This is a genomic window from Deinococcus frigens DSM 12807 (assembly GCF_000701425.1).
GTDB classification, from domain to species: domain Bacteria; phylum Deinococcota; class Deinococci; order Deinococcales; family Deinococcaceae; genus Deinococcus; species Deinococcus frigens.
The window spans coordinates 1-13,992 of record NZ_JNIW01000005.1; the positions used below are offsets into that span (position 1 = coordinate 1).

The 13,992-nt window shown below is 62.8% G+C and carries 16 protein-coding genes; 6 read left to right on the forward strand and 10 right to left on the reverse strand.

Going from position 1 to position 13,992, the window contains the following annotated elements; translation table 11 throughout:
• Positions 1-299 (forward strand): IS200/IS605 family transposase (tnpA, locus tag Q322_RS0102840; protein WP_029475742.1); only part of this gene is annotated, 299 nt, incomplete at its 5' end.
• Here the strand turns inward: tnpA and Q322_RS22140 are convergent.
• From Q322_RS22140 to Q322_RS0102855, 4 genes are all read right to left on the reverse strand, one after another.
• Entirely contained in the window at positions 283-1,590 is a 1,308-nt protein-coding gene (locus Q322_RS22140; protein ID WP_084147749.1) for a RelA/SpoT domain-containing protein, read from the reverse strand. The two genes, tnpA and Q322_RS22140, sit on opposite strands and share 17 nt — an antisense overlap.
• A gap of 54 nt (positions 1,591-1,644) precedes the next feature.
• Positions 1,645-2,097 carry a hypothetical protein gene (locus tag Q322_RS0102845; protein WP_029475744.1) on the reverse strand — a complete coding sequence of 151 codons (453 nt, stop codon included), beginning with the start codon at positions 2,095-2,097 and terminating at the stop codon, positions 1,645-1,647.
• Complete coding sequence (locus Q322_RS0102850; protein ID WP_029475746.1) at positions 2,094-2,618, reverse strand: DinB family protein; 525 nt, start codon at positions 2,616-2,618, stop codon at positions 2,094-2,096. The genes Q322_RS0102845 and Q322_RS0102850 overlap by 4 nt, the downstream gene beginning before the upstream one ends.
• A 105-nt stretch (positions 2,619-2,723) precedes the next feature.
• Positions 2,724-4,688 (reverse strand): endonuclease, encoded by a 1,965-nt coding sequence (locus Q322_RS0102855; protein WP_029475748.1) that lies wholly within the window; start codon positions 4,686-4,688, stop codon positions 2,724-2,726.
• A gap of 153 nt (positions 4,689-4,841) precedes the next feature.
• Here Q322_RS0102855 and Q322_RS0102860 point away from each other — a divergent pair, with 153 nt between their 5' ends.
• Positions 4,842-5,309: a hypothetical protein gene (locus Q322_RS0102860; protein WP_029475750.1), complete on the forward strand. Its 468-nt coding sequence runs from the start codon at positions 4,842-4,844 to the stop codon at positions 5,307-5,309.
• Positions 5,310-5,361: 52 nt separating this feature from the next.
• Here the strand turns inward: Q322_RS0102860 and Q322_RS0102865 are convergent, their stop codons facing one another.
• The 4 genes from Q322_RS0102865 to Q322_RS23015 are packed head-to-tail and all read right to left on the reverse strand — an operon-like array spanning position 5,362 to position 7,867.
• The gene (locus Q322_RS0102865) at positions 5,362-6,126 is read right to left on the reverse strand and encodes an SDR family oxidoreductase (RefSeq protein WP_029475752.1); all 765 of its coding nucleotides are present in this window, start codon (positions 6,124-6,126) and stop codon (positions 5,362-5,364) included.
• Positions 6,127-6,131: 5 nt separating this feature from the next.
• Entirely contained in the window at positions 6,132-7,409 is a 1,278-nt protein-coding gene (gene serS / locus Q322_RS0102870) for a serine--tRNA ligase (protein ID WP_029475754.1), read from the reverse strand.
• Positions 7,410-7,700, reverse strand: coding sequence for an Asp-tRNA(Asn)/Glu-tRNA(Gln) amidotransferase subunit GatC (gene gatC / locus Q322_RS0102875; RefSeq protein ID WP_029475757.1), 291 nt, complete (start codon positions 7,698-7,700; stop codon positions 7,410-7,412).
• Positions 7,697-7,867 carry a hypothetical protein gene (locus Q322_RS23015; RefSeq protein WP_211248863.1) on the reverse strand — a complete coding sequence of 57 codons (171 nt, stop codon included), beginning with the start codon at positions 7,865-7,867 and terminating at the stop codon, positions 7,697-7,699. The genes gatC and Q322_RS23015 overlap by 4 nt, the downstream gene beginning before the upstream one ends.
• Positions 7,868-8,278: 411 nt before the next feature.
• On the opposite strand from Q322_RS23015, the gene Q322_RS0102880 reads away from it, so the two are divergent.
• The 3 genes from Q322_RS0102880 (at position 8,279) to Q322_RS0102890 (ending at position 11,635) form a co-directional block, all read left to right on the forward strand.
• The gene (locus tag Q322_RS0102880) at positions 8,279-9,538 is read left to right on the forward strand and encodes an ABC transporter substrate-binding protein (RefSeq protein WP_029475759.1); all 1,260 of its coding nucleotides are present in this window, start codon (positions 8,279-8,281) and stop codon (positions 9,536-9,538) included.
• A gap of 278 nt (positions 9,539-9,816) precedes the next feature.
• A complete protein-coding gene (locus Q322_RS0102885; RefSeq protein ID WP_029475761.1) occupies positions 9,817-10,770 on the forward strand; it encodes a carbohydrate ABC transporter permease in 954 nt (317 codons plus the stop codon).
• 13 nt (positions 10,771-10,783) lie between these two features.
• Positions 10,784-11,635 carry a carbohydrate ABC transporter permease gene (locus Q322_RS0102890; protein ID WP_029475762.1) on the forward strand — a complete coding sequence of 284 codons (852 nt, stop codon included), beginning with the start codon at positions 10,784-10,786 and terminating at the stop codon, positions 11,633-11,635.
• A gap of 305 nt (positions 11,636-11,940) precedes the next feature.
• Here Q322_RS0102890 and Q322_RS0102895 read toward each other — a convergent pair whose 3' ends face one another.
• Positions 11,941-12,360, reverse strand: a complete 420-nt coding sequence (locus tag Q322_RS0102895) for a hypothetical protein (protein ID WP_029475764.1) — start codon at positions 12,358-12,360, stop codon at positions 11,941-11,943.
• Positions 12,361-12,470: 110 nt separating this feature from the next.
• On the opposite strand from Q322_RS0102895, the gene Q322_RS0102900 reads away from it, so the two are divergent.
• A complete protein-coding gene (locus Q322_RS0102900) occupies positions 12,471-13,670 on the forward strand; it encodes a lipid-A-disaccharide synthase-related protein (protein ID WP_245593114.1) in 1,200 nt (399 codons plus the stop codon).
• Between the two features lie 23 nt (positions 13,671-13,693).
• Here the strand turns inward: Q322_RS0102900 and Q322_RS0102905 are convergent, their stop codons facing one another.
• On the reverse strand, positions 13,694-13,963 hold the full coding sequence (locus tag Q322_RS0102905; protein WP_029475768.1) for a hypothetical protein: 270 nt from the start codon (positions 13,961-13,963) through the stop codon (positions 13,694-13,696).
• Between the last annotated feature and the right edge of the window lie 29 nt (positions 13,964-13,992).

Genomic DNA, 13,992 nt, shown 5'->3' on the forward strand with positions numbered 1-13,992 from the left:
CCGAGGACGTCAAAATCCTGAAAGGGGTGGTGAGCAAAGAGCATATCCATATGCATCTGGAATATCCGCCCAAGGTGTCGGTGAGCGAGCTGGTCAAACAGATGAAGGGGAGAACGTCACGAATGCTGCAACAGGAATTCCCGCATCTGAAGCAGCGATATTGGGGACGGCATTTCTGGGCGGTGGGCTATGGAGCGTGGAGTACGGGGAATGTGACCGAGGAGATGGTGCAGAAATATCTGGAACATCACCAGCACGGGTCAAATCAGGACTCGGAGACATTTATCCTCGAAGAATGACAGCGACTTTAGTCGCTTCCCAAACCCCTGCACTGAAAGTGCAGGGTCGTTGAGTTTGTGAAATTAGCTTATCTAATTCAATCATGGTACGCTCTAATTCATTAACTTTTATAATATATTTACCAGACATAAGCGTAAGAGCTAATGGCCTAACGTAAACTATGATGCCTTCTATTGACTCATTATTAAGGCCGAGCGCTTGCAGGCGAGACTGATTCATAATTTTATATATTTTTTGCTTATTTTTCGATAATTTCTGATCACTATATTGTTTTATTATACTTAGCAACAATGCATACGCTCTAAAGAAATCACCCAAATTACGTGCCACCTCTTCATAGGACATAACTAGGGAATTTTCACCCGGCATAGCATTTATCATCACTTCAGCTCGAGTTGGGTTTTCCGCTAACCAGTATTCTATAATTTGTTCGCCTACTAGATTAGACCGTCCCGTAAAACCTACTGTTCTAAGTAGTTTTCCCAAAGACTCGGGAGTATTCATTTCATCGATAGTCAGAATTTCAAATAAAAAATCCAGGTTCGAAATAACTGGAACTGCAAACTTATCTATTGCCCGATGGCGAACATGCTCTAAAACAAAGGAGGCTAGCTCATAAGAATTTGAAAATGGCCTTCTTTTCTGATTTAGTCTTTGATCTATTGTAAATTTCAAGTTATCTAGAGCCATTTCGCATGCAATTACCATGCCATTAATCTGATCTAAAATTCTTGCTTCCTGCTCAGTTACTTTTGCGTCTTGAGGCTTGTAAATAATATCATGCTCCACTTCAGACCAACCATGCATTAGGACAGAGGCTATTTGTATTTCGATTAACGTCTCGCAATATCGGGCAGCAGCACTACCGGTACTCTCAGGTAAGAGTTTTATTCTATAATGCTCCGCAACATAGCCTGGAAATCTACGGCTAGATTCGCTGCTACTTTGTTCAGAGGGAAAAGATTTTTTGTCAACAATCTGATAATCATTCTCTAAATAAGCGGTTACAAGATTTTCATCTTGAGGAAAATATATTGCTATTCTGATACCTGATAAATCAACTATATCAGAATAAACATCTTCCCTACTCTGATAATCTAATCTTTGATCACGATTAACCAGTTTTTTGGTCAGGCTGTCTATCGACTTAGCCCTATAGGTTACGATGGCGCGGACTCCTATACCTTTTAAATCAGCCTCTATTCTTTCTGCACAGTATTTAGCAGCAGCGTAATAGTAATCGTATTCGCGCTTATAACTCAAAACGAATGCGTTGACTATTTCAATCACAGGATTTTATCTCCAGTCTATTAGGCAGAGTAGCGAGTGGTTTGAATTTTAGGCTCACTCCAGTACATACCGCACCGCTTCTTCAAACCCAACCTTCCCAGCCTCGCCCCGTTTCAACACCTTGTTCAGCTTCCAGGGCATCCAGTCGGTCTGGCCCATCGTGCTTCTCAGGAAGCCCCGCACGCCGACTTCCACGTAGCGGGCGTCCTTGCCCAGCAGGGCGCTGAGGCCCGCGCGCACCGCCTCTGCGTCCCGCAGCGGCCCGGTCAGGCGGGCGGAGGGGATGTCAGGGGTAATTTGCGGCTCCTCGATGGGTTCACCAGCCGGGCGGGTGGGCGCGGGGTGCGGGCGGTACAGCTCCACGCGGAAGCCGTCCAGCACCAGCAGCGCGGCCAGGGCCTGCGCCTCGGGCAGCGGATGGGCAAAAGTGACGTGGATATCCAGCTCGTGCCCGCGCGTGCCCTTGTCGGTCTTGACGGGTTGGCCGTGACTCTGGCTATCGGTCATGCCGCCGCGCTCTCCTCAAGCAGCTTGCGGTGGGCGCGCAGATGCACGGTGACCATCCGCAGCCAGTCCAGCGCGTCGATCTCGCCAAAAAACTGGTGCCAGAAGGTGCGCCCCGGCGTCGCCTCCACCTGGGCGGCCATCTCCTCTAAGTTCTGGCGGTGTTCGGCCCAGATGGTGTCCAGCGCCTCGAAGGGCATGCCCGCGTCACTGGGCAGCAGGGCCTCGGGCGACTGCCGCTTGCCGCCCACGATCTCGCCAGGAACCTGGGGCATGGGCCGCAGCTCCTTGTCGGATAGCAGCAGCCGCATGATCGGCACGATGCTGGTGTCGATCTTCAGGACGTGTTCGGCCTCCTGCGCGGGGGACCAGGCGCGGTTCGGCTGGGTGGTATTCCAGTCGCCCTGACGGCCCCGCAACTGCGCTTCAAAGCGGTCCAGCTCCACGCTCAGGCGCGTGCGGACTTCTTCTGGCGTCTGGCCGACGAACTTCAGGACGGCGGGATCGTTCATGGGTTGTGTCATGCGGGCAGTCTAGCGGGTGGTCATTGCCTGATGGCCCTCCTCCCAACCGCCTGACCAGGCGACAAGACCTTGAACCCCCTGACGCTTTGATACTCAGAGCGCACTTCACCGCCCCAGCCCCTCCCCGAGGTCCACCGTCGCCGCCCACTCCGGGTGATCGACCAGCGGGTTGCGGTTGCCCTGACGGACGAAGATCAGGGCGTTGCGGTGCCGTTCCCAGTCGCCGGGCGGGCTGGCGCTGTGCCACGCCAGCAGCGTGTCCAGGTGCCGGGCGCTGTACTGGCGCACCACGCCGGGGTAGCGCAGCAGGAAGTAGAGGGTGGCCCGCGCCGCTGCGCCCTTGCCGTGGGCGGGTTCAAATTCGCCGGGATCGCGGCGGCCACAGCCGCTCCGCAACGCCTCGCCGTAATCGGGGAAGTCGGAATACGGCGTGTTGCCCCGGAAGGAGTTGCAATCGGGTTCGCAGGCAAACAGATGGTGCAGGTCCCCGCGCATCGGCTCGCGCTTGCTAAACCAGCTCTGCGGGACGACGTGCTCGCAGTTGTAGGGAAAGGCGTCTTCCAGCGTGTCCAGATTCAGCCCCTCGCGGGCGGCCAGTTCGCTGCGGCGGCTCTGCGCGGCCAGATCGGCGGCGATCAATTCTTCGGGCGTGTGTTCGCGGGCGCTGTACAGGCTGCGGAGTTTGCCGTCGGGCCACAGATCGACGGCTGGATACAGTTCGGTGGCGGGCGAGTAGCGCGGCGTTTGCACGTGCGTGCGCGTGACCAGTTGCGACAGGGCCAGAAAGCGGTCCTGGGGCGTGCCAGCAGTGTCCAGACCCGCGTAATAGGCTGCCGCGTCCGCCTCATCCTGGGGGTTGAGGTAGCCGCCCGGCTGCTCCGGTATGGGCTGTGGCGCGGGTTCAGCAGGTTCTGCCTCTCCCCCCTTGACCCTGATACGTAGCGTGACTGGCCAGCTTGCCACGCCATCTGGCCCCGCCGTGACCTGACCCAGATCCAGGGTGCTGACCGCTTCCAACACGCTCCCGCCAGGAACAACGGGCGCGGAACCAATCACGGGCGGACGGTTGGCGCTCAGCACCTCGGCCACCAGCCCGTTGCCCGCTGCATCGGCGCGGCTTCGCAGATCGCTCAGGATGCGGCTGACACGCACGCCCTCGTTGGCGATCCAGTCGATGGCGCTGTCGGGGTCGCCGGGCTGGAGGGGCTGGCCGTCGCGCCGGAGGGTGCGGCCCTGGTCATCGGTACGCGGGACGCCGCTGTGGTGCAGGGCCACCACCTCCCAGGCGTCGTTGAAGACCGGGCTGCCGCTGCTGCCGGGGGCGGTGTCGGTCTCATAGTGCAGGTAGTCGGGCAGCAGGTCCACCAGGCGGTTCTCGCGCAGGGCAACCTGCTTGGTCTCACCGCCGGGGTGCTGCACGATGCTCAGGGCCTCGCCCAGCACAGTCTTGTCGGCACTCGCGATCAGCGGCAGCCAGCCGAAGCGGGCCGTGTCGCCCCGCACCGCCACCAGCGAGTAATCCAGCGCCTCAGAGGTGAGAAACAGGGTGTCCGGGTCCAGCGCCAGTGTGACGGGCGTGGCAAGCGCGCCTTCGGGCAGCAACTCGTAATTGAACTCGATCACGGCCACCCGGGCGGCCTTGGCGTCCTCCAGCACATGATGGTTGGTCAGGATGGCGTGCGGACTGCACAGCCAGCCGGTGCCGAAGCCCACGGTGCGGCCCCGGGCGTCTTTCAGGACCACCCGGCCCACCGCCCGCGAGGCGCTGCGGGCCAGGTCCAGGTACGCCACGCCCACCAGATCGTTTGCGCCCAGAATGCGTTCGGCCTGGATGCGGGTCTTGCTGGGCCAGCGTTCGGCCACCGCCGCCACCTTCTCCCGCCCCTCGGCCAGCGCGCAGGCGTCGGCATACGGCACGCCCAGCCGGGTCAGGCGGGCCTCCAGGCGCTCGTGCGTGTTGGCCGCCAGCGGGCCGTCCACGTTCAGCCGCTCCAGCGTGCGCGAACGCTCGGCGTCGCGGCTGACATAGCGGGCATGCGTTTGTCGGAGCACCTCGGGCGGAATGTCCATACGGGTAGCGTACCGGACGGGGGCGAGGCGGACACGCCACCTTCACCGCGCATTCACCCAGGGCCAGGCATTGAACCCTCACCACCTGCGCTCCGTATTCCAAACGAGAGCTGCGACACAAAAACGTGTCGTTCCCACCTCAAGGAGACCTCCATGAAGATCCACAACGCGCTGGCCCTGACCCTGCTGACCACCCTGACCCTGGCATCCGCCCAGACCATGGACAACATGAACAAAGACAGCATGTCAAAGGGCGGCATGTCGATGTCCATGTCCGGGGTGCCAATGCTGCGCTTCACCGAGGAAAAGGGCATGAACATGATGATGGGTCATGGCAATGATCTGATGATCATGGCCGCCCCTGGCATGGGCCGGTACACCTACGACATGATGAAGGGCAACAGCGCCACGCTGACCTATGCCAGCAAAAACGCCAAGGCGCTGTTCAACTTCTATTCCAGGGCCATCAAGTCCGAGGGCTGGAAGGAAGACATGAGCATGGCGATGGGCATGATGAAGGACGGCAGCTACAGCGAGGCGTACACGATGGGCAAGTACAAACTGGACCTGATGACGGTGACCAGGGGCAACATGACCGTGGTGACCTTCAAGACCCACTAGATGTGACGTGGCGGAGATGAAGCCGGAAGCTGCGTGGTCAGTTTCTGGCTTTTTACTTTTCTGTGGCCAGCCATTCAGCGAATGTCCGTTTCCCGCGCGCCGCACCAGGATCGGTCAGCACGCCCCGGTGGAGCGCGCGCAGCATCGGCACGGGCAGCTTGAGCGAGACGACGCGTTTGTGCTGGCCCGCCGCAGCCAGCGTTTGTCCGGCCAGTTCGGCGATGCTCAGGACCTGCGGCCCGGCGAACGATTCAGTGTCGTGCTGGCCCCGCAGGACGTGTTCTGCCAGCGCGGCGGCCACCTCGTCCACGTCCACGGGTTGCAAAAGACCCTGTGGAACGGGAAGCAGCGGCAGGCGTCCCAGGTCGGAGAGCAGCGAATGCACGAACGGATGGAACTGCGTGGCCCGGAAGACAGAGGCGGGCAGTCCACTGCGGCGCAGCAGCTCCTCGGCCCGTGCCTTGGCAGCGTAGTACGCGAGGCCAGGCATCCGTTCCACGCCCACGATGCCGACCTGCGTGAAATGCCGGATGCCCGCCGCCAGACTGAAGCTGTGGAGCCGCGCCACCCCGGCCAGATCGCGCCCCGGCTGCTGCGGATCATGGGCGGTGTGCAGCACGGCGTCCACATCCTCGAAAGCTTGAGCCAGTCCTGCGCCGCGAACGTAATCGCCCTCGGCCCACTCGTAATGCGGGTCCGGCTGGGCTGGAAGGCTGCGGGTCAGCACCCGGACGGTGACGCCAGCCTGCGCCAGCTCCCGCGTTACCCGGCGGCCCAGCGTACCGGTGCCGCCTGTCACCAGAATTCGCCGCGCCATACTACTCACCGAACAGGCTTGCCGAGGCTGATCTTCCCAGCCAGATAAGGTTGCAACGCCTCCGGCACGCGAATGGTGCCGTCCGCCTGCTGGTGGTTTTCCAGAAACGGCACCAGGATGCGCGGCGTGGCAATGCCGGTGTTGTTCAGAGTGTGGGCGTAGGTCAGCTTGCCATCCTCGTCGCGGTAGCGCAGATTGGTGCGGCGGGCTTGCCAGTCGCCCAGATAGCTGCAACTGTGCGTCTCGCGGTACAGCCCCTCGCTGGGGACCCAGCTTTCCAGGTCGTACATCAGCACCTTGCCCGCGCCCATGTCGCCGGTGCAGTTCTGCACGACGCGGTAGGGGAGTTCCAGGGCGGTCAGCAAATCCTCGGCGTTCTGCAAAATCTTGCCGAACCACACCAAAGCCTCGGTCTCGTCGGCACGGCACAGCACATACTGCTCAACTTTACGGAATTCGTGGACGCGAATCAGCCCGCGCACGTCGCGCCCCGCCGAACCCGCCTCACTGCGAAAGGCGGCGCTGATGGCAGCAAAGGTCATGGGCAGGGCGGTCAGGGGCAACTGCTCCCCGGCGTACAGGCTGTTGACCGGCACCTCGGACGTTCCAGCCAGCATCAGCTCGTCTCCCTCGATCTTGTAGACTTGATCCTCACCGCCGGGGAAATGGCCGCTGCCCACAAAGGTTTCGGGGCGGACCAGGGCGCTGGTACTGAGGGGCGTGAAGCCGCGCACTGACAGAAAATCCAGCGCGAACATCTGCACCGCCAGCTCCAGCAGCACCGCCTCGCCCTTCAGCAGATAGCTGCGGCTGCCCGACACCTGCGCCACGCGTTCGGGATCGCTCCAGCCCTGGAGTTCCAGCAATTCCACATGATCCAGCGGCTTGAAGGCAAATTCCGGCAGCACACCCTCGCGGCGCAGTTCCACGTTCTCAGAGTCGTCCTTGCCCACCGGCACGCTGACGTGCGGGATGTTCGGCACGCGCAGCAGCAGTTGCCTGAGCTGCTCCTCGTGGGCGCGCAGGGCGGGTTCCAGCGCCCTCAACTCCTCGCCCAGCTCCTTGCCCTTCACAATCAGGGTGGGGCGCTCATCAGCGGTGGCCTTCGGAACCAGCTTGGCGTTGGCGTTGCGCTCGGCCTGCATGGCCTCCACGCGCTGCCTGAGGCCCAGCAGCTCGTGGTCCAGCGCCAGCAGCTCGTCCAGATCGAGGTCCATGCCCTTGACCTGGATGGCGTGCCTGACGGCCCCGGCGTTCTCACGAATGAATTTCAGGTCCAGCATTCAGTCGGCCTCGACGGTGCGCGGCACGCGGAGAAAGCCGCCCTGGGTCTCCGGGGCCAGCGCCTCGATGACCGATGGGGGGAACGCCTCGCCGGGCACGTCCTCCCGCAGCACGTTCACCAGATTCACCGGGCGCTGCATTTCTTCCACGCCGCTCGTGTCTACCTCCCGAAGTTGCTCGAAGTAGCCCAGCACCCGGCTGAGGTCCTGGGTCATGGCTGCCCGTTCGTCGGGGGTCAGTTCCAGCCGCGCGAGGCTGGCAAGGTGGTCCATCTGGGCCGCGTCAATCATGGGGCGCAGTATAGATTCCCCGCTTCCTGTTTGGCTCCTGCATGCTGGCGGACGGGCCGCCAGGCCAGTTGGCCTGCACCACCCCTGCAATCAAGTCGCCCCGCCGCCAGCGCCGCCCCGCCCATCAGCAGCAACATCAGCGGGGCCAGCCACAGCACACTGAACACGGTGCAGATGATCAACCTCGCCAGCTCACACGCGCAGGGGGAGCGACGCCGACAATCTTGCCTTCTGCTGAGAACATTCAGAGGGCAGCGGTGATGAGATTACCGACGGCCAATCGGACCGCGCAGGCCGTGAAGTCACCGAAGCAGCGCATTTGCCGCGCCCGCCCACCAGACTGACCAGGCTGCCGAAGACCGGGATATTCGCGTGCTGGACGTCTTCTGAACAAGCAGCATGCCGCGCCTGAAAGCCTGGATGCTTGCGGCCATAGCCCTGGAATTGAGAAAATTCACATTGACACCCCGGCATAGGCGGTGTAGCCTTTCACCATCACAACTACGTCATCGTGGAACCGCTTCCGAAGTCGGAAGGCGCAGTCGGGGTCCGCCCGGTCTGTCCACACAGGAGAAGATATGAAGAAAGCTATTGCACTTGTCAGCCTGACCGCCGCCATCGCCGCCTCCACTCAGGCCGGGGCCGTTCAGGTGACGCTGGCCTGCGGCACGGTGGGCCAGGAACTTCAGATGTGCAAGGACGGCACGGCGCGCTGGGCCAAGAAGACCGGCAACACCGTCAAAATCTTTGAAAGCCCCAACCTGACCAACGACCGCCTGGGCCTGTACCAGCAGCAACTAGCCGCCAAGAGCGACGCCATCGACGTGTATCAGCTCGACGTGATCTGGCCCGGCCTGCTGGCCCAGCACTTCGTGGACCTGAAGGGCAAGATTCCTGCGGCTGAAGTCAATGAACACTTCAAGGGCATCGTCGCCGCCAACACGGTGGACGGCAAACTGGTTTCCCTGCCGTGGTTCACCGACGCCGGACTGCTGTACTACCGCACGGACCTGATGAAGAAGTACGGCTACAGCGCCGCCCCCAAGACCTGGGCCGAGATGGCCACCATGGCCAAGAAGATCCAGGACGGCGAGAAGAAGGCCAACAGCACCTTCACCGGTTTTGTTTTCCAGGGCAAGAATTACGAGGGCCTGACCTGCGACGCACTGGAATGGCTGGTGTCCTTTGGCGGCGGCACCATCGTGGACGACAGCGGCAAGATCACCGTCAACAACGCCAACGCCGCCAAGGCGATGGACACCGCCGCGAGCTGGGTCAAGACCATCAGCCCCGCAGGCGTGACCACCTACGGCGAGGAAGAGGCGCGCGGCATCTTCCAGTCGGGCAACGCGGCGTTCATGCGCAACTGGCCCTACGCCTGGGCACTGGGTCAGAGCGACGACAGCAAGGTCAAGGGCAAGATCGGCGTGGCCCCGCTGCCCAGCGGCGGCAACGGTAACGCGGCAACCCTGGGTGGCTGGAACCTGGGCGTCAGCACGTACTCCAAGAACCAGGCCGCCGCCATTGACCTGGTGCGCTACCTGACCGGCGCGGAAGAGCAGAAGATTCGCGCGGTGGAAGCGGCCTACAACCCCACCCGCCCCGCGCTGTACAAGGATCAGGCCGTCCTGAAGGCCAACCCCTTCTTCGGCAGCCTGCTCGACGTGTTCACCAGTGCGGTGGCCCGGCCCTCCGGCCCCACCAAGTTGAAGTACAACCAGGTGTCCACGGCGTTTGCTGGCGCAGTCAGCGACGTGATGGCAGGCAAGACTAAGGGCGCTGCCGCCGTCAAGAAGCTGGAAGCGGACCTGGCGCGCATCAAGGGACGCGGCTGGTAAGCGCGGCCCACCCACCCCTCACCATTCGGTGAACTGGGGGGACGCCTGCAAGACGGGGCGTCCCCCTCTTCATTCCAGAAATCAGGGTTTCAGCAAAATCAGACCGGACCCACCCCCAAACAAAGACATCCATTAACCTTTAAGCTAGAAGCCCCACATCAGATCACTCCAGCCGCCGCCCACCGTCGAGCATTCTTATCAGGCACTGTTTCGGGCACCACCGGGCAGCGAACAACCCGTGGGACAAACACATTTCAGGGACCAGGAGGCCACACACCATGACCGCAAACGCTCCAACCCAGCCTCCAGCCGCCCCGCCCACGCCCCTGGGCCGCAAGAAGGTGCGCGGCATCGAGGGCGCTCGCGCGTGGCAGGCGTTCTGGCTGCTGCTGCCCACCCTGATCGCCATCATCCTGGTGGCCGGATTTCCGCTGTACCGCACCATCTTCTTCTCGGCGCAGGAAGCCAACCTGACCTCACCGGGGCAGGCCACCTTTATCGGCCTCCAGAACTTCTGGTTCACCACCGCCGAGGGCATTGGCCTGGGCTTCCTGCAAGACCCGCAGTGGTGGACCGCCGTGCGCAACACGCTGATCTTCACGGTGTTCTCGGTGGCGCTGGAAACGGTGTTCGGCATGATCATCGCGTTGGTGGTCAACAGCGCCTTTGCCGGGCGCTCGTTTTTGCGGACTGCCATGCTGGTGCCGTGGGCGATTCCCACGGTGGTCTCGGCGCAGATGTGGGCCTACATGTACAACGATTCCTTTGGGCTGATCGGTCAGGGCGTGCTGGGCGGACAGGCGCTGCTGGCCGATTCCAGCACGGCCATCTGGGCGATGATCGCGGTGGACGTATGGAAGACCACCTCCTTTATGGCGCTGCTGATCCTGGCCGGGCTGCAAAGCCTGCCAGGGGACATGTACGAGGCCGCTGACATGGACGGCGCAAGCAAGTGGACGCAGTTCTGGCGCATGACCCTGCCCCTGCTGCGGCCCGCGCTGCTGGTGGCCCTGGTCTTCCGCAGCCTGGACGCCCTGCGGGTGTTCGACATCATGTACGTGATGCTGGGCGCGAACGTGGCCGCCAGCACCAGCATGACCGGCTACGCCCGCCAGCAACTGATCGACAACCAGTTGTTGGGCGTGGGCAGCGCCGTGTCGGTGGCGATTTTTATCATCATCATGGCGATTGTGGTCATTTACGTGACCGCCTTCCGCGTGAAGTTCGACTAAAGGAGGACTGGACATGTACCTGAAACGCACCAATCCCGGCCTGTTCTACCTTCAGCGGACGCTGTTCTACCTGCTGGTGATCGTGATTACCCTGTACCTGCTGCTGCCCTTCGGCTGGGCCGTGTTGACCAGCTTCCGGCGGGCCACCGATCTATTCCTGCCGCCGCTGCAATTCGCCTTCGCACCCACCACCCTGGACAATTACACCCAGGTCTTTGCCAACGCCAGCTTCCGGCGCGGCCTCTTTTTCAGCACCATCGTCGCCATCGGCGCAGTGGCCGTAAGCCTGCTGTTCGGGTCTTTTGCGGCCTACGCACTGGGGCGCTTCCGCTTCCGGGGCAAGCAGTTCATCATGTACATCATTCTGGCCGTCAGCGTGTTTCCGCAGATCGCCGTGCTGGGCGGGTTATTCACGCTGATCACGCGCTTCAACCTGTTCGACAACCCGATTGGCCTGATGGTCTCATACCTGATCTTCACCATTCCCTTTACCGTGTGGGTGCTGACCTCGTTTGTGCGCGACATTCCCGGCGAGCTGGAGGAAGCCGCGCTGGTGGACGGCGCAAGCCCGCTGCAAACGCTGTTCAAGGTGCTGTTTCCGGTGATGATGCCCGCGCTGGTGACCACTGGCCTGCTGGCCTTTATCAACGCCTGGAACGAGTACCTGTTCGCGCTGACCTTCATGAGCACCAACCGCACCGTGCCGGTGGTGATCGCCAACTACTCCGGCGCGTCGCAGTTTGATCAGCCGTGGGGGCCGATCATGGCCGCCAGCATCGTGGTCACCATTCCGCTAATCACCCTGGTGCTGATCTTCCAGCGCAACATCGTGTCCGGCCTGACGGCGGGAGCGGTCAAGGGCTGAGCTTTACTCTGATAAGGCTGCCTCTCCGGTGATTGGGGAGGCGGTTTTTTTGCTGCGGGGTCATGGGTCGCTCCAGCGTGATCTGACGCGATGTGACAGGTGGCCTCCCCGGTGGCCCCCTTGTACGGAACCCGTTTTTCTCCTGCTCGCTGTCTTGTCCAGAGCAGCGCCCATGAGGACGCCTGGACGCCCGCTCGGATGTACAGGTGTTTCCAACACCTTTCACTCGGAGTCCGTATTACCCCAGCCGCCTTCGCGGCCCCCTCTCTCATTCGGATAGAGGGGTGCTTTTGCGTGCCACCCCATCAGTTCAGCGGCCTGACCGGCTCCCGCACCGTTCCCGTATACATGTCGGCCACGTCGCGGAGCATTCGGCGGGCCAGGCTGATCAGTTCGTCCTCGCCCACGTTGTCCAGGCGGAAGCTGCCGTCCTCGCCGTATTCGCCCTGAAAAGCACCGCCCATACGGCGCACGCGCACCAGTACCTCGCACAGGCCCAGCCGCAGCCAGGCGGAGTGGAAGCCGCCTGGGGGCACGGGGCGCACGCGGCTGGCGGGATCGACCGTGAAGTCCAGCGTCACGTTGTTCAGCGGCATGCCCGGCCCGCTGGCGGCGCGCAGGGCATGGTACAGCGCGTTGAGAAAGGCCTCGCAGGCGCGTTCCTCGGCCTGACGCTCGTGGGCGTGGCGGCGGATGGTGGCCTGAAGTTCATCGAACTCGCTCATTGGATGTGGCTCGCGGCAGGCATCTCGGCCCTGTTCATACCATGCCAGCGCGGCCAGACGATGTTGGGACCTGGGCACGGGGCTAGGGCACGGACGCTATGCTTCGGCGCGTGACCTCCGCGCCCGTCCTGTTCATCTCCAACGGCACGGCGGAAGATTTGATCGGAGCGCGGCTGGCCGGGCTGCTGAGCGGAGAGATTCGCTCTGCCCCGCTGGTGGGCGAGGGCCGGGCTTACGCGAGCGCCGGCACCTCCAGACGCGTGGGCCGGGTGCTGAGGCTGCCCAGCGGCGGCTTTCCCTTCGGCAGCCTGGACAACCTGCGGGCAGACCTGCGGGCCGGGCTGATCGGCGATTCGGTGGGCCAGTGGACCGACGCCGTGCGCGGGGCGCGGGGGGCCGGGGCCATCGTCGTCGTGGGCGATGCCTACGCGCTGATGGTGGGCAGCGTGGCGGCGAAAATGGGCCGCCTGCCGCTGATCCACGTCCAACCCCTCCTGAGCGCTCAGTATCTGGACGGCCTGGGGATGCGCGGGGCGCTGCGGGAGTTGAATGCGCTGGGGGCCAATCTGCCGATGCCCTATGAACTGCGGCTGGCACGCGGGGCAAGCGCCGTGTTCGTGCGCGACGCCGCCACCGAGCGGTATTACCGGCGGCGCGGCGTCCCGGCCCACTTTGCCGGAAGTTTTGCGATGGACGTGCTGCCCGCGCCAGAACATGAATTGCAGCTCCCGGCGGGCCGCCCGGTGCTGGCCCTGCTGCCCGGATCGCGCGAGGACCACCGTGAGAGTCTGCCGCTCATGCTGAGGGCCGCCGCCCTGCTGCCGGAGGTCACGTCGCTGGTGGCCTGGCCACACGGCTGGAAAGCGGTCACGCTGCCCGGCGGCTGGCGGCTCCACATTAAGAACGAAGCGGAGGCCCTGGCGGAGGGGAAGGGAGCACAGATCCACCTGCTGCGCGGGGCATTCGGCGCGGTGGCGCGGGCGGCAGATGTCGCCCTCGGCACCTCCGGCACGGCGAACGAGCAACTCGCGGGGCTGGGCGTGCCCACCGTCGCCTTCGCCACGCGCGGACCGCAGTACACCGAGGGGTTTGCGCGGCGGCAGGGGCGTTTGCTGGGCGCGGCGCTGCGGGTGGTGGACGCGGACCCGGTGAAGTTGGCGGCAGAGGTCCGGGCCATCCTCGGTGACGGCTCACGGCGGGCGCGGGCGGCACTGGCGGGCCTGACGCGCATCGGCCCGGCGGGAGCCTTACCCGTGATCGCGGCTGAGATTGAAGTGCTGGCCCAAGACAAAAAAAACACCCGGCGCTGAAGCCAGGTGTTTTCTCGGAAAGGTCAGGGCGTGCTGTCCTCGTCGGCGTCGCCCATGTTGGTGCTGGGCGGATCGCTGCCGTCCATCGTCTGGGCCAGGGCGACGTCCTGCTTGTCCATGCCGCGCTCCTTGTAGGCCCCGGCCTCACGGCTCTCGGCCTTGACCTTGGCGTCCAGTTCTTCCAATTCTTCGTGTTTGTCCATGTGGCCCATGAACTGCAACTCCACGTTGGTGGGTTCGCGTTTCTGGTCAGCGGCAGTCTCCCCGTCGCGGCGGTCATCATTCTGGGTCATGGGTCTACGCTACCAAGTGGGTCTGAGAA